At 59.9% G+C, this 24,633-nt stretch carries 26 protein-coding genes and 2 tRNA genes; 23 read left to right on the forward strand and 5 right to left on the reverse strand.

All coding sequences use genetic code 11. The features are described from left to right. Positions 1-5 precede the first annotated feature (5 nt). From E2F43_RS09760 to sucD, 6 genes are all read left to right on the forward strand, one after another. Positions 6-710 (forward strand): succinate dehydrogenase iron-sulfur subunit, encoded by a 705-nt coding sequence (locus tag E2F43_RS09760; RefSeq protein WP_133212110.1) that lies wholly within the window; start codon positions 6-8, stop codon positions 708-710. A 223-nt stretch (positions 711-933) separates the two neighbouring features. Further along, a complete protein-coding gene (locus E2F43_RS09765; protein ID WP_133212112.1) occupies positions 934-3,771 on the forward strand; it encodes a 2-oxoglutarate dehydrogenase E1 component in 2,838 nt (945 codons plus the stop codon). 21 nt (positions 3,772-3,792) lie between these two features. Further along, positions 3,793-5,034 (forward strand): 2-oxoglutarate dehydrogenase complex dihydrolipoyllysine-residue succinyltransferase, encoded by a 1,242-nt coding sequence (gene odhB, locus E2F43_RS09770; protein WP_133212114.1) that lies wholly within the window; start codon positions 3,793-3,795, stop codon positions 5,032-5,034. Between the two features lie 64 nt (positions 5,035-5,098). Further along, a complete protein-coding gene (gene lpdA, locus E2F43_RS09775) occupies positions 5,099-6,538 on the forward strand; it encodes a dihydrolipoyl dehydrogenase (protein ID WP_133212116.1) in 1,440 nt (479 codons plus the stop codon). 129 nt (positions 6,539-6,667) lie between these two features. After that, a complete protein-coding gene (gene sucC / locus E2F43_RS09780) occupies positions 6,668-7,837 on the forward strand; it encodes an ADP-forming succinate--CoA ligase subunit beta (protein WP_133212118.1) in 1,170 nt (389 codons plus the stop codon). After that, a complete protein-coding gene (sucD, locus tag E2F43_RS09785; protein WP_133212120.1) occupies positions 7,837-8,709 on the forward strand; it encodes a succinate--CoA ligase subunit alpha in 873 nt (290 codons plus the stop codon). Before sucC ends, sucD begins: the two co-directional genes overlap by 1 nt. 70 nt (positions 8,710-8,779) lie before the next feature. On the opposite strand, the gene E2F43_RS09790 is transcribed toward sucD, so the two are convergent. Further along, positions 8,780-9,421, reverse strand: coding sequence for a hypothetical protein (locus E2F43_RS09790; protein ID WP_238946833.1), 642 nt, complete (start codon positions 9,419-9,421; stop codon positions 8,780-8,782). 58 nt (positions 9,422-9,479) lie between these two features. Between E2F43_RS09790 and htpG the strand changes: the two genes are divergently transcribed. From htpG to E2F43_RS09815, 5 genes are all read left to right on the forward strand, one after another. After that, on the forward strand, positions 9,480-11,396 hold the full coding sequence (htpG, locus tag E2F43_RS09795; RefSeq protein WP_133212122.1) for a molecular chaperone HtpG: 1,917 nt from the start codon (positions 9,480-9,482) through the stop codon (positions 11,394-11,396). 94 nt (positions 11,397-11,490) lie between these two features. Then, entirely contained in the window at positions 11,491-12,507 is a 1,017-nt protein-coding gene (locus tag E2F43_RS09800; protein ID WP_133212124.1) for an NAD(P)H-dependent glycerol-3-phosphate dehydrogenase, read from the forward strand. Positions 12,508-12,528: 21 nt separating this feature from the next. After that, the gene (locus E2F43_RS09805; protein WP_133212126.1) at positions 12,529-13,032 is read left to right on the forward strand and encodes a SixA phosphatase family protein; all 504 of its coding nucleotides are present in this window, start codon (positions 12,529-12,531) and stop codon (positions 13,030-13,032) included. Then, complete coding sequence (locus tag E2F43_RS09810) at positions 13,029-13,892, forward strand: alpha/beta fold hydrolase (RefSeq protein WP_133212128.1); 864 nt, start codon at positions 13,029-13,031, stop codon at positions 13,890-13,892. Before E2F43_RS09805 ends, E2F43_RS09810 begins: the two co-directional genes overlap by 4 nt. Positions 13,893-13,910: 18 nt before the next feature. Continuing rightward, positions 13,911-14,435, forward strand: coding sequence for a DUF4892 domain-containing protein (locus E2F43_RS09815; RefSeq protein ID WP_238946834.1), 525 nt, complete (start codon positions 13,911-13,913; stop codon positions 14,433-14,435). 2 nt (positions 14,436-14,437) lie between these two features. Here the strand turns inward: E2F43_RS09815 and folE are convergent, their stop codons facing one another. Next, entirely contained in the window at positions 14,438-14,980 is a 543-nt protein-coding gene (folE, locus tag E2F43_RS09820) for a GTP cyclohydrolase I FolE (RefSeq protein ID WP_238946835.1), read from the reverse strand. A gap of 111 nt (positions 14,981-15,091) precedes the next feature. Between folE and prmB the strand changes: the two genes are divergently transcribed. The 3 genes from prmB to E2F43_RS09835 are packed head-to-tail and all read left to right on the forward strand — an operon-like array spanning position 15,092 to position 17,373. Next, positions 15,092-16,000: a 50S ribosomal protein L3 N(5)-glutamine methyltransferase gene (gene prmB, locus E2F43_RS09825; protein WP_133212130.1), complete on the forward strand. Its 909-nt coding sequence runs from the start codon at positions 15,092-15,094 to the stop codon at positions 15,998-16,000. A 43-nt stretch (positions 16,001-16,043) separates the two neighbouring features. After that, on the forward strand, positions 16,044-17,147 hold the full coding sequence (aroC, locus tag E2F43_RS09830; protein WP_133212132.1) for a chorismate synthase: 1,104 nt from the start codon (positions 16,044-16,046) through the stop codon (positions 17,145-17,147). Between the two features lie 4 nt (positions 17,148-17,151). Next, positions 17,152-17,373 carry a hypothetical protein gene (locus tag E2F43_RS09835; RefSeq protein WP_133212134.1) on the forward strand — a complete coding sequence of 74 codons (222 nt, stop codon included), beginning with the start codon at positions 17,152-17,154 and terminating at the stop codon, positions 17,371-17,373. Between the two features lie 3 nt (positions 17,374-17,376). Here E2F43_RS09835 and E2F43_RS09840 read toward each other — a convergent pair whose 3' ends face one another. Further along, the gene (locus E2F43_RS09840) at positions 17,377-17,892 is read right to left on the reverse strand and encodes a glycine cleavage system transcriptional repressor (RefSeq protein WP_133212136.1); all 516 of its coding nucleotides are present in this window, start codon (positions 17,890-17,892) and stop codon (positions 17,377-17,379) included. 74 nt (positions 17,893-17,966) lie between these two features. Here E2F43_RS09840 and E2F43_RS09845 point away from each other — a divergent pair, with 74 nt between their 5' ends. Genes E2F43_RS09845 through msrB form a run of 7 tightly spaced genes read left to right on the forward strand, consistent with a single transcriptional unit; the run spans position 17,967 to position 22,616 of the window. Beyond that, complete coding sequence (locus tag E2F43_RS09845; RefSeq protein ID WP_133212138.1) at positions 17,967-18,215, forward strand: YheU family protein; 249 nt, start codon at positions 17,967-17,969, stop codon at positions 18,213-18,215. Between the two features lies 1 nt (position 18,216). Beyond that, positions 18,217-18,462 carry a sulfurtransferase TusA gene (tusA, locus tag E2F43_RS09850; protein WP_238946836.1) on the forward strand — a complete coding sequence of 82 codons (246 nt, stop codon included), beginning with the start codon at positions 18,217-18,219 and terminating at the stop codon, positions 18,460-18,462. Beyond that, positions 18,459-19,025, forward strand: a complete 567-nt coding sequence (locus E2F43_RS09855) for an elongation factor P hydroxylase (RefSeq protein WP_238946837.1) — start codon at positions 18,459-18,461, stop codon at positions 19,023-19,025. The genes tusA and E2F43_RS09855 overlap by 4 nt, the downstream gene beginning before the upstream one ends. Positions 19,026-19,027: 2 nt before the next feature. After that, positions 19,028-19,936: a 5'-3' exonuclease gene (locus tag E2F43_RS09860; RefSeq protein ID WP_165954262.1), complete on the forward strand. Its 909-nt coding sequence runs from the start codon at positions 19,028-19,030 to the stop codon at positions 19,934-19,936. Beyond that, the gene (locus E2F43_RS09865) at positions 19,933-21,084 is read left to right on the forward strand and encodes a 4-phosphoerythronate dehydrogenase (protein WP_133212144.1); all 1,152 of its coding nucleotides are present in this window, start codon (positions 19,933-19,935) and stop codon (positions 21,082-21,084) included. The genes E2F43_RS09860 and E2F43_RS09865 overlap by 4 nt, the downstream gene beginning before the upstream one ends. A 3-nt stretch (positions 21,085-21,087) precedes the next feature. After that, complete coding sequence (locus E2F43_RS09870) at positions 21,088-22,239, forward strand: ATP-NAD kinase family protein (protein ID WP_133212146.1); 1,152 nt, start codon at positions 21,088-21,090, stop codon at positions 22,237-22,239. Further along, positions 22,236-22,616 carry a peptide-methionine (R)-S-oxide reductase MsrB gene (gene msrB / locus E2F43_RS09875; protein ID WP_133212148.1) on the forward strand — a complete coding sequence of 127 codons (381 nt, stop codon included), beginning with the start codon at positions 22,236-22,238 and terminating at the stop codon, positions 22,614-22,616. Before E2F43_RS09870 ends, msrB begins: the two co-directional genes overlap by 4 nt. Positions 22,617-22,632: 16 nt before the next feature. Here msrB and E2F43_RS09880 read toward each other — a convergent pair. Beyond that, positions 22,633-22,708 (reverse strand) — tRNA-Gly (locus tag E2F43_RS09880). Positions 22,709-22,934: 226 nt separating this feature from the next. Beyond that, positions 22,935-23,010, reverse strand: a tRNA-Glu gene (locus E2F43_RS09890). Between the two features lie 395 nt (positions 23,011-23,405). Between E2F43_RS09890 and E2F43_RS09895 the strand changes: the two genes are divergently transcribed. Continuing rightward, complete coding sequence (locus E2F43_RS09895; RefSeq protein WP_133212150.1) at positions 23,406-24,221, forward strand: formyl transferase; 816 nt, start codon at positions 23,406-23,408, stop codon at positions 24,219-24,221. 14 nt (positions 24,222-24,235) lie between these two features. Next, a complete protein-coding gene (locus E2F43_RS09900) occupies positions 24,236-24,631 on the forward strand; it encodes a cupin domain-containing protein (protein ID WP_165954263.1) in 396 nt (131 codons plus the stop codon). Positions 24,632-24,633 lie beyond the last annotated feature (2 nt).

Below are 24,633 nucleotides of genomic sequence, written 5' to 3' on the forward strand. Positions count from 1 at the left end.
AGGACATGTTGCAAGTCAGTATTTATCGCTATAACCCCGAGACGGACGCCGAGCCTTCCATGCAGGAGTTCCAGATCGATACCGGTGGCAAGGACCTGATGGTTCTCGATGTGCTTGAAATGATCAAGGCCCAGGACACCACCGTTGCCTACCGCCGCTCCTGCCGGGAAGGCGTTTGCGGCTCCGACGGCCTGAACATGAACGGCAAAAACGGGCTGGCCTGTATTACCCCGCTGTCCGAAACGGTCAAAAACAACAAACTTGTCATTCGTCCGCTTCCCGGCCTGCCAGTGGTCAGGGACCTGGTCGTGGACATGAGTATGTTTTACGCCCAGTATGAAAAAGTGCAGCCCTACCTGCAAAATGACACCCCGGCGCCTGCCATCGAGCGCCTGCAGTCGCCCGAGGACCGGGAAAAGCTGGACGGTCTCTACGAGTGCATTCTTTGTGCCTGCTGTTCGACCTCCTGTCCTTCGTTCTGGTGGAATCCGGATCGCTTTATTGGACCGGCTGGGCTGTTACAGGCCTATCGTTTCCTGGCGGACAGCCGCGACACCGCCACCGATGAGCGCCTGGAGAGGCTGGATGACCCGTTCAGCGTATTCCGCTGCCACGGGATACAGAACTGCGTGAACGTTTGTCCCAAGGGTTTGAACCCGACCCGGGCAATCGGCCACATTCGTCACATGCTGCTTTCCAGGGCAACCTGAGTTTAGTTGCCAGGCGGCTTTAGGTTTTTCTCCTAGTCGCCTGTTTTTAAAAGGTATTTAGTTGTATTTACTGGCGCTGTGGCGGGGCGTTGATGACGGGACAGGCGAGCGCGGCAGTCGCCTGTCGGCAGAGCGGCCCGCTGACTGCTAGACTTCGATGCTACCTGCCCAACGAAGGGCAACCAATCCCTATTCCGGAAGGGCGATAATGCAAGAAAGCTCAATGGAACTCCTGTGGCGGAGTTCCCACATTGCCGGTGGCAATGCCACCTACGTTGAAGACCTCTACGAGTCCTACCTCAAGGACCCCAATGGCGTGCCCGAAGAATGGCGCGACTACTTCGACAAGTTGCCGCGCGTTGAATCGGAGTTCGTTCACACCGAAGACATACCGCACTCGGTTATTCGGGATCGATTCGCCCAGATCAGCAAGATGCGGGTGCGCACCGAAGCCACCGTCGCCCACGATTCCCAGGCCACCGAGTACGAGCGCAAGCAGGTCAGGGTGGTGCAATTGATTTCTGCCTACCGCCAGCGGGGTCACCAGAAGGCGCAGTTGGATCCACTGGGTATTGCCGAGCGCGAACATGTTCGCGACCTGGAGCTTTCCTTCCACGAGTTATCGGAAGCCGATTACGACACCGTGTTCCAGACCGGCAGTCTGCACATCGGCAAGGCCGATGCCACGCTGGGGGAAATTCATGACGCCCTGGAGCGCACCTACTGCAAATCTATCGGCGCTGAATTCATGCACATCGTCAATACCGACGAGCGCCACTGGATTATGACCCGCATGGAATCGGTGCGCAGTGCTCCCGATTTCGGCAAGGAAGTGCAGTTGACCCTGCTGCGCCGGCTGATCAAGGCCGAGGGCCTGGAGAAGTCGTTGGGGTCAAAATATCCCGGCACCAAGCGGTTCGGCCTGGAGGGCGGTGAAAGCCTGATCCCGATGCTGGCAGAGATGATCCAGCGTTCCGGCAGCTACGGCGTGCAGGAGATTGTGATCGGCATGGCCCACCGCGGTCGCCTCAACGTTCTGATCAATATCCTGGGTAAGAACCCGTCTGAGCTGTTCGACGAGTTCGAGGGCAAGGTGGCCTACGACGGCTCTGGCGACGTGAAATACCACCAGGGCTTCTCATCCAATGTAATGACCCCCGGTGGCGAGATTCACCTGGCGCTGGCATTCAACCCCTCGCACCTGGAAATTGTCTCCCCCGTGGTCGAGGGGTCCGTACGCGCTCGCCAGGAGCGGCGCCAGGACGAGGTGGGCGAGCGGGTGACTCCGATCGTGATTCACGGCGATGCGGCATTTGCCGGCCAGGGCGTGGTGATGGAGACATTCCAGATGTCCCAGACCCGCGCCTACAAGACCGGCGGCACGATTCACATTGTGCTCAACAACCAGGTGGGTTTCACCACCCACAAGCGCGAGGATGCGCGCTCTACCGAGTACTGCACCGACGTCGCCAAGATGGTCCAGGCGCCGATCTTTCACGTCAATGCCGACGACCCGGAAGCGGTGTTGTTCGTGACCCAGTTGGCGGTGGATTATCGCACCGAATTCAGGAAAGACGTGGTGATAGACCTGATCTGTTACCGCCGCCGCGGTCACAACGAGGCCGATGAGCCCTCGGTGACCCAGCCGTTGATGTACAAGACTATTCGCAAGCACAAGACAACCCGCGATCTTTACGCCGCCAAGCTGATCAGTGCCGGTGTGCTGACTGAAAAGGAAGAACAGTTCCTGGTGGGTCGCTATCGCGAATCCCTGGATCGGGGCGAGCCCCTGGTAAGCAGCCTGGTGAGCGAGCCCAACAAAACCCTTTTCGTCGACTGGTCACCCTACATCGGCCACGTCTGGACGGACGAAGCGGATACCACCATCGAACTCAGCAAGCTGCAAACCCTGGCGCACGATATCAATGTGGCGCCGGAAAACTTCCCGCTGCAGCGGCAGGTATCGAAGATTCTGGAGGACCGGCGCAAAATGGCCGCCGGCGCCACCCCCATTAACTGGGGGTTTGCTGAAACCATGGCCTATGCAACCCTGCTGGAGGCGGGCTACCCGGTCCGGCTCACCGGGCAGGACGTGGGGCGGGGAACGTTCTCCCACCGGCATGCGGTGTTGCACAACCAGAAGAACGAGAGCTGCTACATCCCCCTGCAGCACGTTTCCAAAGACCAAGCGCCGTTCGTTATTTACGATTCACTGCTGTCAGAGGAAGCGGTCCTGGCTTTTGAGTACGGCTATGCCACGACCATGCCCAAGGGGCTGGTGGTCTGGGAAGCCCAGTTTGGCGATTTCGCCAACGGCGCCCAGGTGGTGATAGACCAGTTCATTACCAGCGGTGAACACAAGTGGCAGCGCCTCTGCGGGCTTACCATGCTGCTCCCTCACGGCTATGAGGGGCAGGGCCCGGAGCATTCCTCCGCCAGGCTGGAACGCTTCCTGCAATTGTGTGCGGAGCACAATATCCAGGTTTGTGTGCCGACCACCCCGGCCCAGGTGTTCCATATGCTGAGGCGCCAGGCGATTCGTCCGCTGCGCAAGCCGTTGGTGGTGATGTCTCCCAAGAGCCTGCTGCGCCACAAGGAGGCCATCTCCACCGTGGACGATCTGGCAGACGGGCGCTTTTACAACGTCCTTGACGAAACCGACGATATCGACAAGTCCAAAGTGAAGCGAATTGTGCTTTGCAGCGGCAAGGTCTACTACGACCTGCGGGCGGCCCGTCGTGAACGGGAGATCGAGGATATTGCCCTGATTCGCATTGAGCAGCTCTACCCGTTCCCGGAAGAAGACCTGCTGGCGGTACTGAAACAATACCCGAACGTAAATGAGGCCGTCTGGTGTCAGGAAGAACCGATGAACCAGGGTGCCTGGTATTCCAGTCAACACCACATGCGTCGGGTGTTATTCGATCACAAGAAGGATGTCTACCTGCATTACGTGGGGCGTGACAGCTCCGCCTCCCCGGCGGCGGGTTACATGGCTCTGCACCTGGAACAACTGGAAGCATTTATCAACAAGGCCCTGGCACCTGAAGTGCCCTGGTAGTCATAGCGCGAAGGAAGAGATATGGCGATTGAAATCAAGGCTCCGGCCTTTCCCGAATCAGTAGCAGACGGTGAAGTTGCCGCCTGGCACAAGCAGGAAGGGGAGTCGGTATCCCGTGACGAGCTGATCGTCGAGATAGAAACCGACAAGGTCGTGATGGAGGTGGTCGCACCTGAAGACGGGGTTATCACCAGGATTCATGCCCTCGAAGGGGATACCATCGAAAGCGAGCAACTGCTGGCCACCCTGGAGCAGGGCGCAGCCGCGTCGGCACCGGCGGCAGATTCTGCCGCCGGAGAGAGCACCCCAGCCCCGGCGACCGCCGATGAAGACCTTGCGGCACTGCTGGGCCCGGCGGCGCGACAGCTGGTAGAGGAGCACCAGCTTGATATCAGCCAGATTAAAGGCAGCGGCAAGAACGGGCGCATCACCAAGGAAGACATTCTCAAGTTCATGAAGGCCGGCGGAGGCTCTGAAGCCGCTGCGCCTGCCGCGGCCAGGCCGGCGGCCGCGCCTGCCCCTGCGCCGGAAGCGGCGGATACGCCGGTGCCGTCCGGCGAGCGGGTCGAGAAGCGTGTCCCCATGACCCGCATGCGCGCCAAAATCGCCGAGCGTCTGCTCAATGCCACCCAGCAAACCGCCATGCTGACCACCTTCAACGAGGTGAACATGGCGCCGATGATGGCCCTGCGCAGCAAATACAAGGAGCAGTTCGAGAAAGCCCACAACGGCACCCGCCTGGGCTTCATGGGTATGTTCGTCAAGGCTGCCTGTGAAGCGCTCAAGCGCTTCCCGGAGGTTAACGCCTCCATCGACGGTAATGATGTTGTTTACCACGGTTACCAGGATATCGGGGTGGCGGTATCCACTGAAAACGGACTCGTGGTGCCAGTATTGCGGGATGCCGACTTCATGAGCATCGCCGATATCGAGGCCGCGATCAGGGATCTCGGACTGCGCGCTCGCGACAACAAGCTGACCATCGAAGACATGACCGGGGGTACGTTCACGGTAACCAATGGCGGCGTGTTCGGCTCCCTGATGTCGACGCCAATCCTCAATCCGCCACAGACCGGTATTCTTGGCATGCACAAAATCCAGGAACGGCCCATGGCGGTGAACGGTGAGGTCGTCATCCTGCCGATGATGTACCTGGCACTGTCCTATGACCATCGCCTGATCGATGGCAAGACCGCGGTACAGTTCCTGGTGGCGGTCAAGGACCTGATCGAGGATCCCGCAAGGATCCTGCTGCAGCTGTAAAACAGAGATACATCCAGCTCCGGGACAGCCGGGGCTGGAACTACCAATTTTAACGGGAAGGAACATGTCAGATAAATTTGATGTCGTGGTGATCGGAGCAGGGCCGGCCGGGTATGTGGCAGCCATCAAGGCGGCACAACTGGGTCTGTCGACGGCCTGTGTCGAACAGTGGCTGGACGACAAGGGCAAGGTCCGTCTCGGCGGCACCTGTCTCAACGTCGGCTGTATTCCCTCCAAGGCACTGCTTGATTCCAGCTACAAGTTTCATGAAGCCAAGGCGGATCTGGGGGTTCATGGCATCAGCGTGAGCGACGCCACCATCGACGTGCCGGCGATGATCGCGCGCAAGGGAAAAATTGTTGATCAGTTGACTGGCGGTATTGCCGGGCTGTTCAAGCACAATGGTGTTACCGCCGTATCCGGTACCGGTAAGGTGCTGGCCGGCACCCGGGTTGAGGTTACCGACAAGGATGGCAACGTGCAGGTGCTGGAGGCGGGGCACATCATTATTGCCGCCGGTTCGCTGCCAATTAACATTCCACCGGCACCGGTCGACGGTGACCTGATCGTCGATTCCACCGGCGCCCTCGAATTCCAGGAAGTCCCCGCCAGGCTCGGTGTTATCGGCGCCGGTGTTATCGGCCTCGAATTGGGCAGCGTCTGGGGCCGATTGGGCTCTGACGTCGTGGTTCTGGAGGCACTGGAAGAGTTCCTTCCCATGATGGACCAGCAGATCGCCAAGGAGGCCGGCAAGATTTTCAAGAAGCAGGGCCTGGATATCCGCCTGGGAGCACGGGTCACCGGCTCTGAAGTGAAGGACGGCAAGGTGACTGTGTCCTACAGCACGGCTGACGGTGAGCACACCGAGGAATTCGATAAGTTGATCGTCGCCGTGGGTCGTCGTCCGCGCTCTGAAGAACTGTTCTCCACGGACAGCGGTATCACCCTGGACGAGCGCGGTTTCATATTTGTTAACGATTTCTGCGAGACCGAGGCTCCGCGTGTCTATGCGGTGGGCGATGTGGTCCGCGGTCCGATGCTGGCCCACAAGGGTTCGGAAGAGGGCGTCATGGTTGCCGAGCGTATTGCCGGCAAGCCTGCGCAAATGAATTACGACTGCATTCCGTCAGTTATCTATACTCACCCTGAAGTCGCCGCCGTCGGCAAGACCGAGCAGGAACTGAAGGCCGAGGGCGTGCCGTACAAATCCGGTACCTTCCCCTTTGTCGCCAGCGGCAGGGCGCTTGCCTCCAATGACTCTGACGGCATGGTAAAAATGCTGGCACACGAGGAGACGGACCGGATCCTGGGCTGTCATATCGTCGGCCCCTCAGCCGCGGACCTGGTTCAGCAGGTGGTCATAGCGATGGAATTTGGATCAAGTGCGGAAGATCTGGCGCTGACGGTATTTGGGCACCCGACCCTGTCGGAGGCAGTCCATGAGGCAGCACTGGCGGTTGATGGCCATGCCATCCATATCGCCAACCGGAAGAAACGCAAGTAGAATTCGCCCGCTCACCTAAAATAAGACCAATCGCCGGCGTGTGTGGGTAATAAGGGGTGTTTCGTAGCGGTGTCGCGAAATACCGAAATGAAAGCAGCATTAGCTAATTAACGAAGAGCAGGACAACACATGAATCTTCATGAGTATCAGGGCAAACAACTGTTTGCCGATTACGGGCTGCCGGTTTCCAAGGGTTATGCGGTAGATAGCCCGCAGGAAGCGGCAGAAGCGGCGGACATGATTGGCGGCGACATGTGGGTGGTAAAAGCCCAGGTGCATGCCGGTGGCCGAGGTAAAGCCGGCGGTGTAAAGCTGGTCAAGACCAAGGAGGAAATCCGGGAATTTGTCTGCCAGTGGCTGGGCAAGAACCTGGTGACCTACCAGACCGACGAAAATGGCCAGCCCGTTAGCAAGATTCTGGTCGAGTCCTGCACCGATATCGCCGAGGAATTGTACCTGGGCGCAGTGGTAGACCGCTCTTCACGACGCATTGTTTTCATGGCGTCTACTGAAGGCGGCGTTGAAATTGAGAAAGTGGCAGAAGAAACACCGGAAAAAATCCTCCGTGCCACTATCGACCCGCTGACCGGCCCCCAGCCCTACCAGGGCCGTGAACTGGCCTTCAAACTGGGTCTCGCCGGCGAACAGATCAAACAGTTCGTGAAAATATTCATGGGCCTGGCGCAAATGTTCATCGACAAGGACCTGGCGCTGATCGAGATTAACCCTCTGGTTATCACCGATCAGGGCAACCTGCACTGCCTGGATGCCAAGATCGGTGTGGACAGCAATGCACTGTACCGCCAGAACGCGCTGCGCGAGATGCACGACCCCTCCCAGGAAGACGAGCGCGAAGCGCATGCGGCCCAGTGGGAGCTGAACTACGTTGCCCTGGACGGCAATATCGGCTGCATGGTCAACGGCGCAGGCCTGGCCATGGGCACCATGGATATCGTCGCCCTGCACGGCGGCTTCCCCGCCAACTTCCTTGATGTGGGCGGCGGCGCAACCAAGGAGCGGGTCTCGGAAGCCTTTAAAATCATCCTCTCCGATGACAATGTGAAAGCTGTGCTGATCAATATCTTCGGTGGCATTGTCCGCTGCGACCTGATCGCGGAGGGCGTTATCGGCGCCGTTGAGGAGATCGGCGTGGAAGTGCCTGTTGTTGTCCGTCTCGAAGGAAACAACGCAGAACTGGGCCGGAAAGTGCTGGCTGACAGTGGGTTGAACATTATCGCTGCCACCAGCCTCACCGATGCTGCCCAGCAGGCAGTGAAAGCAGCAGGAGGAGCAGCATAATGAGCGTGCTTATCGACAAGAACACCAAGGTTATCTGCCAGGGCTTTACCGGCTCCCAGGGTACATTCCATTCGGAGCAGGCGATTGACTACGGCACCCAGATGGTCGGCGGTGTCACCCCGGGCAAGGGCGGCCAGGAACACCTGGGTCTGCCGGTGTTCAACACCGTGTCCGAAGCTGTTGAGGCAACCGGCGCAGACGCATCGGTCATCTATGTACCGGCGCCGTTCTGTAAGGACTCCATCCTCGAAGCGGCCAACGGCGGCATCAAGCTGATTGTTTGCATTACCGAGGGCATTCCCACCCTCGACATGCTCGAAGCCAAGGTCAAGTGCGACGAGCTGGGCGTACGTCTGATCGGCCCCAACTGCCCTGGCGTGATCACCCCGGGAGAGTGCAAGATCGGCATTATGCCGGGTCACATTCACCTGCCCGGCAAGGTGGGCATCGTATCCCGATCCGGCACCCTCACCTATGAGGCGGTCAAGCAGACAACGGACGCCGGTTACGGCCAGTCCACCTGCGTCGGCATTGGCGGTGACCCCATTCCCGGTTCAAACTTTATCGACATCCTGGAATTGTTCCAGAATGACCCGGCGACTGAAGCAATCGTGATGATTGGCGAGATCGGCGGCACCGCCGAAGAAGAGGCGGCGGCCTACATCAAGGCCAGCGTCACCAAACCTGTGGTGTCCTATATCGCCGGTGTGACTGCCCCCAAGGGCAAGCGCATGGGCCATGCAGGCGCGATCATTTCAGGCGGCAAGGGGACCGCTGACGAAAAGTTCGCTGCCCTCGAAGATGCCGGTGTGAAAACGGTTCGCTCGCTGGCAGAAATCGGCTCTGCCCTCGGGGAAATTACCGGCTGGTAATGGTTGTCCCCAGGCAGCGAAAAGGCTCGTCGCAAGACGGGCCTTTTTTTTATGCCTGATTTGGCGGCGTTCAGCGATCCTCGATGGGAATCATGATGTGGGCGTAGGGTGTATCTCCCCACATCACGTAAGGGCCACCTTCATGGGGGTCGTTGGTAATACCCTTGAGCATCTCCTTTGGCAGAATCACCATCAGGTGAGCCCCTTCCTTGATGAAGTCGGGTGCATCCTTACCCATGGGGTGCATCGGGTCAGAATTGCTGACCCCGGCATCGCCCTGCAGCATGTAGGAGATACCGACCCTCTCAGGGGTGAAATCCGCATTGTTGCCCATGGCCTGCATCATCGCCATCCACACCGCGTCGCTGCACATCGGGGAGCCGTCGTCCGGCAGGGTTTCCGGCATGCAGGTCCAGCCGTTGCTGCCTTCCGCCAGCACCTCTCCCCGATACATGATGGTGGCATCGGCGCTGACCATGGACGGCGCAGCCGATCGTGCGAGGGCGATCAACGCTTCCTTGTCAGCCGCCAGTGTATGGCTGGCGGTGAAGGTCAGCGCGAACGCAGCCATTGTGGTTATTATCGTATGCTTGAGGTTGTTCATCGTCGATTCCTCCATGGAATTGCCTTCAAAACTGTAGACCACCCAGCCTGATTGCGCGAATTTTCCCCGGCAGGTCAGTCCCTTGAAATCGACTGCACTTGTCCCCATATACATGTCATTAGCGCAAACCCTTGAAAATCAATTAGTTACAAACTGAGGTTAACCGATGACTGCAGACGTCCAAAAAGAAACACTGGGCTTCCAGACCGAGGCGAAGCAACTGCTTCACCTGATGATTCACTCCCTGTACTCCAACCAGGAAATCTTCCTCCGCGAGCTCATCTCCAATGCTTCTGATGCTATCGACAAGTTGCGTTTTGCATCCCTGTCCGATGAGTCGTTGCTGGAGGGTCAGGGGGACTACCAGATCCGGGTAGACGTGGACAAGGAAGCCAGGACTATCACCATTGCCGACAACGGTATCGGCATGAACCGGGACGAGATTGTGGAGCACCTCGGTACCATCGCCAAGTCAGGTACCGCCGCTTTTCTGGAAAACCTGACCGGAGACCAGCAGAAAGACTCCCAGCTGATCGGTCAGTTCGGGGTCGGCTTTTACTCCGCTTTCATTGTGGCCGACCGGGTGGAAGTGCACAGCCGCAAGGCCGGGGAAGCGCCGGAAGCGGGCGTGGTCTGGGAATCTCACGGCGAATCGGAGTTTTCCGTTGAGTCGCGTGACAAGGCGACTCGCGGCACCAGCATCACGCTGTTCCTGAAAGAGGGCTGTGAGGAATTTGCCGACGACTTCCGGGTCCGTAGCGTGATCAAGAAGTACTCCGACCACATATCGGTTCCGGTAATGATGGTTAAGCCGTCCATGCCTGCGGCGGAGGACGAGGAAGAGCAGGCCCAGGAAGCGCCCGAATACGAAGCGGTCAACGAGGCCACAGCCCTGTGGACCCGCAGTCGTACCGAGATATCGGACGACGAGTACAAGGAATTCTACAAGCACGTTTCCCACGATTTTGACGAGCCGCTGACCTGGAGCCACAATCGGGTTGAGGGCAAGCTTGATTACACCAGCCTGCTGTACCTGCCCAGGCGAGCGCCTTTCGACATGTGGAATCGCGACATGGCCCGCGGGCTCAAGCTTTATGTGCAGCGCACCTTCATCATGGACGACGCAGAGCAGTTCCTGCCCTTATACCTGCGCTTCGTCAAGGGCGTGGTGGATTCCAACGATCTACCCCTCAACGTGTCCCGCGAAATACTGCAACAGGACGCCTCTGTCGACTCCATGCGCAGTGCCTTGACCAAGCGGGTGCTGGACATGCTGGGCAAGCTGGCGAAGAAGGACGGTGACGACTACGCCACCTTCTGGAAGGAGTTCGGCCAGGTCCTCAAGGAAGGCCCGGCCGAGGACTTTGCCAACAAGGAAAAGATTGCCAAGCTGCTGCGCTTCTCTACCACGCATACCGACAAGGAAGCACAGGACCAGTCGCTGGAGGATTATGTCGCCAGAATGCAGGAAGGGCAGGAAAAGATCTTCTACGTGGTGGCGGAAAACTTCAACACCGCCAAGAGCAGTCCGCACCTGGAAGTGTTCCGTAAGAAGGGCATCGAGGTTTTGCTGCTGTCTGACCGGGTCGATGACTGGTTGATGAATCACCTGCAGGAATTTGACGGCAAGGCTTTCCAGGATGTGGCACGCGGTTCCCTGGACCTGGGCAATGACTCGGAAGAAGACAAGGCCGAGCAGGAAAAACTGGAGAAGGAGAGTGAAGCGCTGGTAGAGCGCATGGCCAAGGTACTGGAAGACAAGGTGGCGGAGGTGCGGCCAACCGCTCGCCTCACCGAGTCTCCCGCCTGCCTGGTTGTCGGTGACTTCGACATGGGAGCGCAGATGAAGCGCATCATGGAGGCCGCCGGCCAGCCGGTGCCGGAATCAAAGCCGATACTTGAAATCAATCCGGCACACCCGCTGTTGACCATGCTCGACAAGGAGCAGGACGAGGATCGCTTCGCCGACCTCGCCTCGGTCGTGTTCGACCAGGCCAACCTGGCGGAGGGCGGGCAGCTGGAAGACCCGGCGGCCTATGTGTCTACGTTGAACAAACTGCTGCTGGCTCTCGGTGGCAGGTAGGCGACAACTGGCGTCACCAGAAGCGGGCTTTCGGGCCCGCTTTTTTGTTAGACTGGGCGCCGACGCCAGCCCCACAATAATAAAAGGATGAATCATGTCAGATGCATGCGCCGCCGCAGTGCTCGGCGGTGGCAGTTTCGGCACAGTGATCGGTAATATCATCGCCGGCAATGGTCACCGGGTCAGCCTCTGGTTGCGCAATCCCGAGCGCGCCGGGGAAATCAACCACAAGCACGAGAACAGCGAGTACCTGCCGGGGTATACCCTGGATAACAATCTGGCGGCAACCTGCATCCTCGCCGAGGCGGTGGCTGACGTTGAGATCGTATTTGTAGCCGTTCCCAGTAAGTCGTTCCGCGATGTGGTGCGTGACCTTGCCGCGCTGTTACCGGAACAGACTATCGTCATCAGTCTCACCAAGGGTATCGAGCCCGGCGGTTTTCGTCTTATGAGCGATATTTTGCGCGAGGAATTGCCGCGCAATCCAAGGGGTGTGCTATCAGGCCCCAACCTCGCCCGGGAGATTGCCGCCGGCCAGGTGGCGGGGTCGGTGATCGCCAGCGAAACGGCCGCTATTAACACCTTGATTCACGACCTGTTACACAGCGATTCGTTCCTGGTCTACAGCTCCGCCGACATGTTCGGCGTGGAGTTGGGCGGTGCCCTCAAGAATGTGTACGCGATTCTTGCCGGCATTGGCGCGGCGCTGGAGTTCGGCGAGAATACGGTAGGTATGCTGCTCACCCGATCACTGGCAGAAATGTCCCGGTTTGCCGTGCATCTCGGGGCCAACCCCATGACCTTCCTGGGCCTGTCCGGGGTAGGGGACCTGTTTGTCACCTGTTCCTCACCCCTGTCGCGCAATTACCAGGTCGGTGTGGCTCTCGGCAAGGGGCAGCCATTGGATGACATACTCGGGGAAATGGACCAGGTCGCCGAAGGTATCAACACGCTGGGCCTGCTTAAGACTGAGGCCGATCGCCGCGGCATTCACATGCCGTTGGTCAATGGTTTGTACGCTATTCTGTACGAGCAACGCCCGGTAGTGGATGTCTTCGATGATATGATGCACACGGAAGAGCAACAGGATGTCGAGTTTGTTACCCACTGAAGCGATTCACAGGGTCCGTCAATGATTTTAACTGTATGGCGTCATGGCGAAGCCGGCAGTGCCGCAACTGATCGGCAGCGCGAGCTGACCGACAGGGGGTGCGACGATATCGGTTATGGCTGCCACCAGTTTCACGAACATTGCGCCGCCAGGTCGCTGGCCGCCCCCGGGCTGATCCTCTACAGCGAATGGCGGCGGACGACCGAAACCGCCGAGATCATCGCCAGCGCGTTTACCCACGCCCGGTCCGAGCGCTGTGAGGCGCTGATACCCGGCAGTCGGTTGCAGCAGGTGGACGCCGCACTGGAACACTGTCTTGCGGATAGCCGCTGCCCCGACCATATTCTGCTGGTGTCTCACCAGCCGCTGGTGTCCCGGTTGGTCGATTACTACCTGGGTGACGGGGGGCAGGTTGCTCCTCTCGCTCCCGGTGGACTGGCCACATTGCAGCTGGACGCCCCCGCCTTCGCCTGTGCTTCGCTGCTGTTCAGCGCCCAGCCGCCGCAGTACGAGATCAGCCGATGATTCCCGGTGGCGCGGTGGAACACCGGTGGCAGGCGGACGGGCTCGATATTGCGGGCCTGGCCTGGGGCGACCCCGCTAATCCCCCGGTGCTTGCGCTGCACGGCTGGCTGGACAATGCCTGTAGTTTCGCCATGCTGGCGCCCCTGTTGCGCGACCATTACGTGATTGCGCTGGATCTCAGCGGCCACGGCCAGTCCAGCCGGCGCTCCGCCGATGCGACCTACCAGATTTATGATGATCTGCCGCAAATCTACAGTGTGCTCAAGCAGCTGGGGTGGGACCAGCATGCCGTGATTGGCCATTCCCGCGGAGCCTTGATCTCGGCGCTGTTTGCCTCTGCTTTCCCGGAACAGGTGGAAAAGCTTGTGTTATTGGACAGTATTTCCCCGCCGACACTGGAGCCGACGGAGTTTGTCAGCCAGATGCGGCGCTTTGTGCTGGAGAAGCGGCGGTTGACCGACCGGCGCACCCGGGTGTATGCAAACAGCCAGCTTGCAGTCACCGCCCGCCAGGAGCAGGGGCTTCACAGAGAGGCCGCCGAGCTGATTGCCGGGCGTAACCTGACAGAGGTTGAGGGTGGTTATACCTGGACCACGGACCCGCGTCTGCGGGGCGCCTCTGCCGTCAAGATGACAGCGGAGCAGGTTGATACCATGCTGCGCAGCCTGGACATGCCAACCCTGGTGTTGCTGGCTGAAGATGGGCTGGCCAGCACTAACGCCAGCCGCTTTTCCGCCCTGGCAGGGTGCATTCCGGAGGTGGTGATAGAGCGCTATCCCGGGGGACACCATTTCCATATGGAGAGCGGGGCGGATAAACTCGGGGCCAGGATAAACCGGTTTTTAACCCGTGGAGATTGAACGACGGTGAGCAGAGCTGTGACAATATTGCGACGCCTGGCGTGTGTGGGCCTGTGCCTGTCGTGGAGCGTTCACGCAGAGTCCCCCACTGCCATTCTCAGCGCGCTGGATGCCTATCCACACGCGGTCCGGATCGATCGGGAAGAGCGCGAGGTTATCGATCACGAAATCGGTCTCGGTGCCCTGGAGAAGGTGCGTGGCAGCTGGCGGTTCAAGGAGAGCGAGCGACAGACTGGCCAGTTGTTGCGCTATACCTGGCAAATTGTCGATGGGTTCAGCTCGCAGGAAGTATTGCAGGAGGTCGAGGCCAGGCTGGATGGCGCACAGTTGTTATTTTCCTGCGACGGCCGCAGCTGTGGCCGGGGTGTACAGTGGGCCAACCGGGTATTCGGGCAGCGGATGCTTTACGGCCGCGATGAACAACAAAGCTACCGGGTTTTTGACCCCCTCGGCGACGGCAGCTACCGTTTGCTGCTGTTCAGCTCAGCCCGCACGCCCGATCGGCAGTACCTGCATGCGGAACTGCTTACCCTGGAGCGCTGAGCTTACATTTGCAGGATTTGCAGGAACTCGTCACGGGTGACCTGGGAATCACGGAAACTGCCCAGCATGGCAGAGGTCTTCATCACCGAGTTCTGCTTTTCAACGCCGCGCATCATCATGCACATGTGCCGGGCCTCTATGATGACGCCCACCCCCTCGGCTTCTGTCACATCCATAATGGTCTGGGCGATCTCGGTGGTCAGGGACTCCTGTATCTGCAGCCGCCTGGCAAACAGGTCGACAATGCGTGCGACCTTGGACAGACCCAGTACCTTGCCGGTGGGAATGTAGGCGACATGGCATTTGCCGATGAAGGGCAGCAGGTGGTGCTCGCAGAGGGAGTAGAGTTCCACATCCTGCACCAGCACCATTTCGCTGGAATCTGAGGGGAACAGGGCATTGTTAACCACCTCGTCTACCGATTGCTGGTAACCGCGGGTCAGGAATTCAAAGGCCTTGGCGGCTCGTTTCGGGGTGTCCTGCAGGCCCGGCCTGTCCAGGTCTTCGCCGATGGCCCTGATGATCTCTGCCCAGTGCTGTTCCAAGGTTGTCTCCCAGTGTCTCTTATCCAGGGCCTGTGCGGCCGCAAGCTGACGGATGTTATCAACCGCTGATGGCCATAGCAAACAGGTAATGGTGGCGGTTAAACTGCGAATATGGACGAAACGGCAGCAAAACAGATCACGGTGGGGCAGGCCATCCAGCAATGCTGGGAACAGCTGCACGACAGTGATGTTTTCTACGGCCACGGCACCGATAACCCCTGGGATGAAGCCGTACAGCTGGTGCTGGCAGTAGCCGACCTGCCGGCAGATTCAGATGACGGCGTACTGCCGCACCCGGTCAGCGTCAGCCAGTACCGGGAATTACAGCGTTTACTGCGAGGTCGTATCGAGGAGCACATTCCGCTTCCCTACCTGCTGGGGAAGGCCTGGTTTGCGGGGCTTGAATTCGGCTGCGATGAGAGGGCGATTATTCCCCGCTCTCCCATCGGCGAGCTGATTCTGCACGACTACCAACCCTGGTACGCTGGACCCGAACCCGCTGGGATACTGGACCTGTGCTGCGGTGGCGGCTGTATCGGGCTCGCGGCGGCCTATCACAGTGGCGCCCGGGTGGACCTGGTGGACCTGGACCCCCAGGCACTGGCCCTGGCCGCTGAAAACCGTGAGCGCCTGGGGTTGATGGACCGGGTGGAAATCTACCACTCCGATTTGTTCGACAAGCTGCCCCGCAAGCGTTATGACCTGATCCTGTCCAATCCTCCCTACGTGGATGCCGGTGACCTCGCCAGCATGCCCGCCGAATACCATCACGAGCCGGCAATGGCCCTGGGTAGCGGGCCGGACGGACTGTCATTGACCCGCCGGATACTCGCCAGTGCCGCAGATTACCTGGCCGACAGCGGCCTGCTGGTGGTTGAGGTGGGCAACAGCTGGGAGGCGCTGGAAGCCGCCTATCCGCGGGTTCCGTTCACCTGGCTGGATTTTGAACAGGGCGGCCATGGCGTGTTTGCGCTGAGCGCCCGCGAATTGCAGGAATTCAGCGCCAGTCTCCGCGAATAATCGGTATAATTGCCGGCTTTGAATCTGCAGGCACACAAGCGATATGTCCGGTAACAGCATAGGCAAACTCTTCACCGTCACCAGCTTTGGCGAAAGCCATGGGCCCGCCCTCGGCTGCATTGTCGACGGTTGTCCACCCGGGCTGGAGCTGAATGCTGCCGACCTGCAGGGTGACCTGGACCGGCGCAAGCCAGGAACGTCCCGTTTTACCACCCAGCGCCGCGAGGCGGACGAGGTGCGCATCCTCTCCGGTGTGTTTGAGGGCAGGACGACCGGCACTTCCATTGGCATGCTGATCGAGAATACCGATCAGCGTTCAAAGGATTATTCCAATATTGCCAACACCTTTCGTCCCGCTCACGCCGACTACACCTACAACCAGAAGTACGGCTTTCGTGACTACCGCGGCGGTGGGCGCGCTTCTGCCCGCGAGACCGCGATGCGGGTGGCGGCCGGGGCCATCGCAAAAAAATACCTGCTCACCCGCTACGGTATAGAGATCCGCGGCTACCTGGCGCAGTTGGGCCCCATTCGCGCCGAAAAACTCGACTGGGAAGTGGTCGAAACCAACCCCTTTTTCTGCCCGGACCCCGAGGCAATTCCAAGGATGGAGGAGTACATGGCGGCCCTTAACAAAGAGGGCGATTCGATTGGTGCGCGTATCAACGTGGTTGCCCGCAATGTCATGCCCGGCCTTGGCGAGCCGGTATTCGACCGTCTGGACGCCGATATAGCCCACGCCATGATGGGCATTAATGCGGTCAAGGGGGTCGAAGTGGGTGCCGGCTTTGCCAGTGTCGAACAGAAAGGTACCGAGCACCGGGATCTGCTGACCCCGGAAGGGTTTGTCGGTAACAATGCGGGGGGCATTTTGGGCGGCATTTCCAGCGGTCAGGACATCACCGTCAGTATTGCCCTGAAGCCCACCTCCAGCATCCGCCAGCCGGGAGCGACCATCTCCACCGGGGGCGAGGCCATGGAGATGGTCACCCATGGCCGCCACGATCCCTGCGTCGGTATTCGTGCTACACCTATCGCCGAAGCCATGCTGGCGATTGTATTGATGGACCATGTATTGCGCCACCGCGGCCAGAATGCCGATGTGGAGTGCAGCACGCCGATTATTCCCGCGACCCGGCCGGATTAGCACTTTGGGCAGGGCGGGTCGCAAATACTACCGAACGATATTCCTGGGCGTTGCCGCCATGGCGGCGCTGGTGTGGGCGGCGGTTGACCAGTTCGGCATTCCCTGGCGGGACATGCTCCACCTGTTGCTGGTGACAGTGGCGATTATAGCCCTGGTAATCGCGGCTTCGGCAATTACCGTGGGCCTGTGGTTAGGACTGCGCAGGTTATTGCGCAATAACGACTGAAGCCTAGGCCAGGTCAATATCCAGAGTCATGTTGTTGGCGATTTCGTCCAGAGAATCCTGCAGGTCGTCCAGGTCGGTGTTGGCGGGGATGTGGGCATCGATCCTGGCCCGGAACAACAGTTCTCCGCTCATTGCCGCGCTCTCAACCTGGCTGTCCATTTCCACCACATTGATCTGCCGCTCGGCCAGGGCACGGGAAATCTCCCTGACGATGCCCAGCCGGTCCGGGCCCAGTACGGTGAGGGTGATGGCCTTGCCCTCGTAATCCAGCGATGTCTCGCTGGTGGGGGTTACCCTGACACTGAGCCCGGTCGCTGAAAGTGCCTTCAGTTCCGATTCCAGCGCTTCACCGCTTTCAGCGGGCAATGAAACCAGGATCAGTCCGGCGAATTTCCCCCCCAGTTGGGAAAGACGGCTCTCGTGCCAGTTGCCACGATTGTGTTCGATAACACTGGACAACTGTTCCACAAGGCCGGGACGGTCATCCCCGATAAACGTAATGATGTAGGATGTATCCACCAGTTTGACTCCACATTCCAGGGTGCAGACCGTATATTAACCCGCAAATGAGGCTGGCAGAAGGAGCCTGGCAAATGTCGTCCTATATCGAGATACCTGCAGAGCGACTCGGTGAAGATGTGCTGCAGGGGCTGCTGGAGGAATTCGCCAGCAGGGACGGTACTGACTACGGCGAGGTTGAGTTGACCCTGGCGGAAAAGACGGGCAATCTGCGCCGCCAGTTGCAGCGGGGAGAGTTGTTGCTGCTGTTTGAAACCGAGCGCGAGCAGTGGGACCTGATGATTGCAGACCAGGCGCGGGCACTGTTGCGGGACGAAGACTGATATGCCGATGACTGATGATCATGTGCTGGATGCCAGAGGGCTGTTTTGCCCGGAGCCGGTGATGTTGTTGCACAACGTGATCAGGGACATGGAAGCGGGGCAGGTGGTGCAGGTGGTTGCCACTGATCCCTCCACCCAGCGCGATATTCCCAAATTCTGCAGTTTTCTGGGGCACGAACTGTTGCGCCAGGAGGAGTCCGAGGGTTGCTACCGGTACTGGCTGCGCAAGCAGGGAACCGCGCCTTGAGTGTCGCCACCCGCCGTGAAATTTTCGATTGCAGCCGGCTGGTGTCGGTCTTCGAGGGCTGTTTTGGTGTTACTGAAAACACGTCGCTGGTCGGCGGCGCGCAAGAACCACTGTATCGGCCTGCCGATGACAATAACTCCCGCAACCTGCTGTACTTCCGCGAGGACTATTTTGCCAGCGCCCTGCACGAAACCGCGCACTGGTGTATTGCCGGCGCCGAGCGCCGCAGACTGGTCGATTTCGGTTACTGGTACGCACCCGAGGGGCGCAGCGCCGACGAGCAAAGGGCCTTTGAGGCCGTGGAAGTAAAACCGCAGGCCCTGGAGTGGATATTCTCACTGGCCTGCGGTTACCGTTTCCGGATCAGCGTCGATAATTTTGCTGACCGGGGCGAACTGGTTGATACCTCGGATTTTCGTCGCAAGGTCGCCACCCAGGCCCGGCACTGGCAGCGGGTGGGTTTGCCGCCGCGGGCGGCCCGCTTCACCCGTGCTCTGAGGCAGGAATTTGCCACACCGGCAGCGCTCCCGGAACGATGCTTCGAACCGGAGGCGCTCGCCTGATCATGGCGCAGAGAGCCTGGCTGCTGGACGCATCCATTTATATTTTCAGGGCATGGTTCTCCCTGCCGGAGCGCTGGCACAACGGGGACGGTATTCCCCTTAATGCGGTTTACGGTTATGCCGGCTTCCTCTGTGAACTGCTCTCCCGGGTGCAGCCGGCCCCCCATCTTGCCGCGGCTTTTGACGAAAGCCTGGGCAGTTGCTTTCGCAATGAACTCTATCCCGACTACAAGGCCAGCCGGGCACTGCCCGATGACGCGCTGGCTTTCCAATTGCAAAGCTGCAGGGAGCTGACCGAGTTATGCGGGATTCCCTGTTATGGCAGTGAGCGTTACGAGGCAGATGACTATCTCGCCAGCCTGGCACGGCTGGCAAAGGCAAAGCAGCTGCCGGTTACGGTGATAACCCGTGACAAGGACCTGGGACAGTTGTTGTCGGAGCCGGATGACGCCTGGTGGGACTTTGCCGCCGGAAAAACAGTCGATATTGAGCAGTTCGAGCAGCGATTTGGCGTTCGTCCGCAGCAATTTGCCGACTACCTTGGCCTGGTCGGGGACAGCGTCGATGACATTCCAGGGGTGCCCGGCATCGGCCCCAGGACCGCCGTCGGGCTGCTCGCGCAATTCGGTACGCTGGAAGCGATTGCCGAGGATCTGCAGGCTGTCGCCCGCTTACCTCTGCGGGGGGCTTCGCGATTGCCGGAGAAACTGTCCACTTACTGGCCCCAGGCAATGCTGTCCCGGCAATTGGCCCGGCTGGAAGACAAGGTTCCCGGATTGGACCGGCTTCCGGAATACGCTCTCTCCGGGGAGCACATCGATGCAGTGGTTGATTTCCTGCAGTCGCTGGGGCTCGGGGGTCCGCTGGTCCGGCGCTGGCAAAAATTGGCGGCAGGGTTGCAGCACTCATGACATTGCAGCTGGTGGCCGATGAAAATATCCCTGGCGTCGAGGCCATGTTCGGTCCCGGGGTGGCAGTGCAGCGGGTGGCCGGTCGCCGGCTGACCCGGGCGTCGATAGCCGGTGCTGACATGCTGCTGGTGCGCTCGGTCACCGGCGTGAATGCAGAACTGCTGGAGGGCACACCGGTGAAGTTTGTCGGCACCGCCACCAGCGGCACCGATCACATCGACATCAACTATCTGCGGGAGGCCAACATCGGCTTTGCCCACGCGCCGGGCTCCAATGCGAACTCGGTCGTTGAATACGTGCTGGGCGCGATTGCCGCCCTCGATGACTACCTCGAGCGTCTCCTGGCGGGCGCTTCTGTCGGCATCGTCGGCTATGGCAACATTGGTCGTGCGCTGGCGGCGCGCTTGCGGGCCCTGGGTATTCGCTGTCTGGTCAACGATCCGTGGCTGTCTGCCACCGAGCTTGGTGAGGCGATTGAGCTGGAGGCTGTACTGCGCTGCGAGGTGGTTTGCCTGCACCCGGAACTGACTCGAGAAGACCCCTGGCCCAGCTTTCACCTGCTGGGTGAATCGGAACTGGCCAGCCTGGGTCGTGGGCAATTGCTGATCAATGCCAGTCGCGGGCCCGTGATCGATAACGCCGCACTGTATCGGCGCCTGCAACACAGTGCCGGCCCCGACGTGGTGCTGGACGTCTGGGAAACAGAGCCGTTTGTGCCCGCAGCGCTGTTGGACGCGGTGCGTCTGGGAACGGCGCATATTGCCGGTTACAGCTACGATGGCAAACTGCTGGCAACCCGGATGCTGCGCGACGCCGCCGGCACCTGTCTCGGGCAGCGCTTCATCGGTGCCGAAGCCAGTGCTGGTGAGGCCCCGACCCCGCTGCGGGTTGATCACGATGTGTCCCTGCCACAGCTGTTACGAAAACTGTTGAATGATTGTTACCAGATCGAGGAGGACGACCGCCAATTGCGCGCAGCCGTGGCGGGGGCAGATCATGAAGACTGCCGGGAACACTTTGACCAGTTGCGAAAGTGTTACCCGCAGCGTCGCGAACTTGCTGGGCGGAAGGTCCTCCTGGCCGGTGGCAGTGAACGCTGGCGGGACATTGTGCGGGCCCTGGGCTGTAGTCCTCTGGAGGGTGATTAGCCCGTGGTCGCATTAACGCTGGGTCTGATCGTTAACCCCCTGGCCGGCCTGGGGGGGAGCCGGGCGCTGAAAGGCAGCGATGGCGCTGCGGTGCGTGAACTTGCCGGGAGCCTGACGCAGGCCGAACTGCAACGGTCCAATACCCGGGCTGCCAGGGCCTTGCAGAGGCTGGTCGGTATCGAAGACGTGCTGATACTCACCTGGGAAGGAGACATGGGAGGGCATGTTGCCGAGTCCCTGGGGCTCAATTATCGGATCATCGGCGGTGTGAAGGGGGATCTCAGTGATCCTGCCGACACTCGAGGTGCTGCGCAGGCCATGCTTGCCGCCGGGGTCGACGTGCTGGTATTCGCCGGCGGCGACGGAACCGCCCGGGATATTTATGATGTTGTGGGCGACCGATTGCCGGTTCTGGGAATACCGGCCGGGGTGAAAATGCATTCGGGGGTGTTCGCGGTGTCCCCCGAGGCCGCCGGTGAGTTGTTGCTGGAACTGTCCCGTGCCGGACTGGTTGGATTGCGCCGTCAGGAAGTCAGGGATATCGACGAAGAGGCGTTCAGGCACGATGTGGTTCGCAGCCGCTTTTACGGTGAAATGCTGGTTCCGGGGGAGGGACGTTACCTGCAGCACACCAAGATAGGGGGTCGCGAAAGCCAGGAACTGGTAGCCGCCGAGATCGCCGCCTGGGTGGCGGAACAGATGGATGACGAGACCCTGTACCTGGTCGGTCCGGGGTCAACCACCGCAGCCCTGATGGAGGAACTGGGACTGGACAATACCCTGTTGGGCGTCGATGTGATCGGCGCTGGCAGACTGCGCTGCAGTGATGCCGATGAAGCTCGATTGCTGGCCCTGCTCGCTGACCACGGCGGCCCGGCACACATCCTGGTGACGGCCATTGGTGGCCAGGGGCATATTTTTGGCCGCGGCAATCAGCAGATTTCACCGGCGGTCATCCGCGCGGTGGGCCTGGAAAACATATCGGTTCTGGCGGCAAAATCAAAGATCAGCGGCCTTGAGGGCAGGCCCCTGCTGGTTGATACCAATGACCCTGAACTGGATGCCCAACTCAGCGGTTACCGTGAGATAATTACCGGCTACGACGACCGTATTCTGTATCCGGTCGCAGCGATGGATGAACAGGAGAGAGCATGAAAGACAACGAGTACTGGCGCGACAAGTTGAGTCCGGAGGAGTTTGAGGTCTGCCGGGAAAAGGGTACCGAGAAGCCGTTTTCCGGCGAATACTGGAACGCGACGGACAAGGGTGTTTACAACTGCAAGTGCTGCGGTGAGCCCCTGTTTCTCTCGGACAGTAAATTTGACGCCGGCTGCGGCTGGCCAAGCTTTTTCAAGCCGGCGGACGCTGAGGTTATCGAGGAGGCGCCCGATCATTCCCACGGCATGACCCGCACGGAAATCATGTGCAAGAAGTGCGGTTCCCATCTGGGGCACGTATTCGAGGACGGGCCACAGCCGACAGGGCTGCGCTATTGTGTGAACAGCCTTTCGGTGAAGCTGGATAAGGAGTAGTTGGACAAGGGGTAGATGGAGCGGGAAACCGGGTTCGAACCGGCGACCTCAACCTTGGCAAGGTTGCGCTCTACCAACTGAGCTATTCCCGCATCTGTCGCGTTTATGCCCACCGCCGTGGTCGCCGGAACCGTCGAGGCTGCGCGCCCCGCCGCAACCTTGGCAAGGTTGCGCTCTACCAACTGAGCTATTCCCGCATCTGTCGCGTTTATGCCCACCGCCGTGGTCGCCGGAACCGTCGAGGCTGCGCGCCCCGCCGCAACCTTGGCAAGGTTGCGCTCTACCAACTGAGCTATTCCCGCGGCAATCAGGATCGAGTGGCGTCCCCTAGGGGGTTCGAACCCCTGTTACCGCCGTGAAAGGGCGGTGTCCTAGGCCACTAGACGAAGGGGACCCGTCGTGTCTCGATCGAGAGGCGCGCATTTTAGGGATAGCGGGAACCTCAGTCAAGCCTCAACGGGCAATTTAATTCGAGGGATTTTTGCTGTAACTTCATAGGCTTAGAATTCAACGCTAGAGTACTGTTTAGCTTGGAACGCGGCCGTCGCGGGGAGTGAATTGACTCCCCGGAATGTCATGGAGACAGGCCATGAAGATTGATGGCGATTACCGGTCTGGAAACTGTGACACGCTCAAATTTGTCACCGCGAGGTTACCTATTGCCCAGCAGTGGGTGCCGGTCGATAGACTGGCGGGCGAGGGGGACTCCGAACGGGGTCGCTACCCCGCTGTACAGGCCTGGTTGGGGCGCGTCCGGGCAACGCCGGGCTATACAGGAATGGTACCCTCATGAAAATACTGGTTCTGGCCAATAGCGACCTTGCCAGTAACTACGCGCTCAATCTGCTGCTGCCGGCATTGCAGGGGCACCGGGTGACACTGCTGCTGTCCTCCGCTGTCGGCGGCACAGCGACCCGACCGGAACCGCTGCAGCAGCTGAAGTTTTTTGAACAACAACTGTTCAATGAGCTGTTGTTTCCCCTGCTCGACCGCGCCGGCGCCCGGCGCTTTCGCAGTTTCGCTGGCCTGCGGCCATGGCTGGCGGCAGACCCCGGCATCGAAAACGCCATAAACAGTGGGGAGAGCGTGGCCGGTCTGGCTGCGGAACCACCGGACCTGATCCTGTCCATCCGCTATGGCGGCATTCTCAGGGAGCATGTTATCGCCATTCCCAGGCACGGCGTTATCAACCTCCACTCCGGGCGATTACCCCGGTACCGCGGGGTTATGGCGAGTTTCTGGGCCATGTTGGCGGGTGAGAAGGAACTCGGCACCACCCTGCACACCATCGACGACAGCAGTATCGATACCGGGCGGGTGATTGCAACAACCAGTACGGCACTTTCGGCTGACAGGTCCTACCTGTGGAATGTCCTCAATCTCTACCCTGCGGGCATTCAGTGCATGCTTGATGCAGTGGCGGCGCTGGCTGCGGGAAACCCGCTGCAGACCCGCCCCCAGGGCGAAGCCGGCCGTTACTTCACCTTTCCCACCGAGGAGGAACTGCAGGCATTTTTTGCCGCTGGCCACCGCCTCTACGATCCGGCGGAAACTATCGATCTGGCCAGAAAATACTACCTTGGAGAAAGTGAGGACTTGTCATGAGGATCAGGGCAGCAGTGTGTGCTTGTTTACTCTCGCCACTGGCGTTAGCCGAGCCAATATTACAGACGGGAGAATCCTGGGATGGGGGCGCAATTGCCTACCCGCCCGGTAACGCCGAGGTTACCGCCCAGATTCTCCGGCTGGAGGCAGGCCAGTCAGCCCCTTTCCACTGTCACCCGGTGCCGACCATGGGCTACGTACTCAAGGGTACCGCGGAGGTGGAAACAATCGACGGCAAGCGGATGATCATCGGGCCCGGCGATCCCCTGGTGGAGGTCATGCGCACGGTTCATCGAGGTACCGCGGTGGATGGTGAGGTTGAAATTGTCGTGTTCTATGCGGGCGCCGAGGGGGTGCCCACCACCGTGAGGCCGGACGAGGACCCGGAAGGTCGTTACTGCGACAGCTGAGC

It is taken from the genome of Seongchinamella unica, from assembly GCF_004354085.1.
Lineage (GTDB): Bacteria > Pseudomonadota > Gammaproteobacteria > Pseudomonadales > Halieaceae > Halioglobus > Halioglobus unicus.

Coding starts and splice junctions, on each gene's coding strand:
- odhB (WP_133212114.1), top strand. CDS start 3,793: ATGGCGATTGAAATCAAGGCTCCGGCCTTTCCCGAATCAGTAGCAGAC.
- lpdA (WP_133212116.1), top strand. CDS start 5,099: ATGTCAGATAAATTTGATGTCGTGGTGATCGGAGCAGGGCCGGCCGGG.
- E2F43_RS09790 (WP_238946833.1), bottom strand. CDS start 9,421: ATGGGGACAAGTGCAGTCGATTTCAAGGGACTGACCTGCCGGGGAAAA.
- sucD (WP_133212120.1), top strand. CDS start 7,837: ATGAGCGTGCTTATCGACAAGAACACCAAGGTTATCTGCCAGGGCTTT.
- E2F43_RS09895 (WP_133212150.1), top strand. CDS start 23,406: ATGAAAATACTGGTTCTGGCCAATAGCGACCTTGCCAGTAACTACGCG.
- tusA (WP_238946836.1), top strand. CDS start 18,217: ATGCCGATGACTGATGATCATGTGCTGGATGCCAGAGGGCTGTTTTGC.
- sucC (WP_133212118.1), top strand. CDS start 6,668: ATGAATCTTCATGAGTATCAGGGCAAACAACTGTTTGCCGATTACGGG.
- E2F43_RS09805 (WP_133212126.1), top strand. CDS start 12,529: ATGATTTTAACTGTATGGCGTCATGGCGAAGCCGGCAGTGCCGCAACT.
- E2F43_RS09800 (WP_133212124.1), top strand. CDS start 11,491: ATGTCAGATGCATGCGCCGCCGCAGTGCTCGGCGGTGGCAGTTTCGGC.
- E2F43_RS09845 (WP_133212138.1), top strand. CDS start 17,967: ATGTCGTCCTATATCGAGATACCTGCAGAGCGACTCGGTGAAGATGTG.
- E2F43_RS09865 (WP_133212144.1), top strand. CDS start 19,933: ATGACATTGCAGCTGGTGGCCGATGAAAATATCCCTGGCGTCGAGGCC.
- E2F43_RS09810 (WP_133212128.1), top strand. CDS start 13,029: ATGATTCCCGGTGGCGCGGTGGAACACCGGTGGCAGGCGGACGGGCTC.
- E2F43_RS09860 (WP_165954262.1), top strand. CDS start 19,028: ATGGCGCAGAGAGCCTGGCTGCTGGACGCATCCATTTATATTTTCAGG.
- E2F43_RS09765 (WP_133212112.1), top strand. CDS start 934: ATGGAACTCCTGTGGCGGAGTTCCCACATTGCCGGTGGCAATGCCACC.
- E2F43_RS09760 (WP_133212110.1), top strand. CDS start 6: ATGTTGCAAGTCAGTATTTATCGCTATAACCCCGAGACGGACGCCGAG.
- prmB (WP_133212130.1), top strand. CDS start 15,092: ATGGACGAAACGGCAGCAAAACAGATCACGGTGGGGCAGGCCATCCAG.
- htpG (WP_133212122.1), top strand. CDS start 9,480: ATGACTGCAGACGTCCAAAAAGAAACACTGGGCTTCCAGACCGAGGCG.
- aroC (WP_133212132.1), top strand. CDS start 16,044: ATGTCCGGTAACAGCATAGGCAAACTCTTCACCGTCACCAGCTTTGGC.
- msrB (WP_133212148.1), top strand. CDS start 22,236: ATGAAAGACAACGAGTACTGGCGCGACAAGTTGAGTCCGGAGGAGTTT.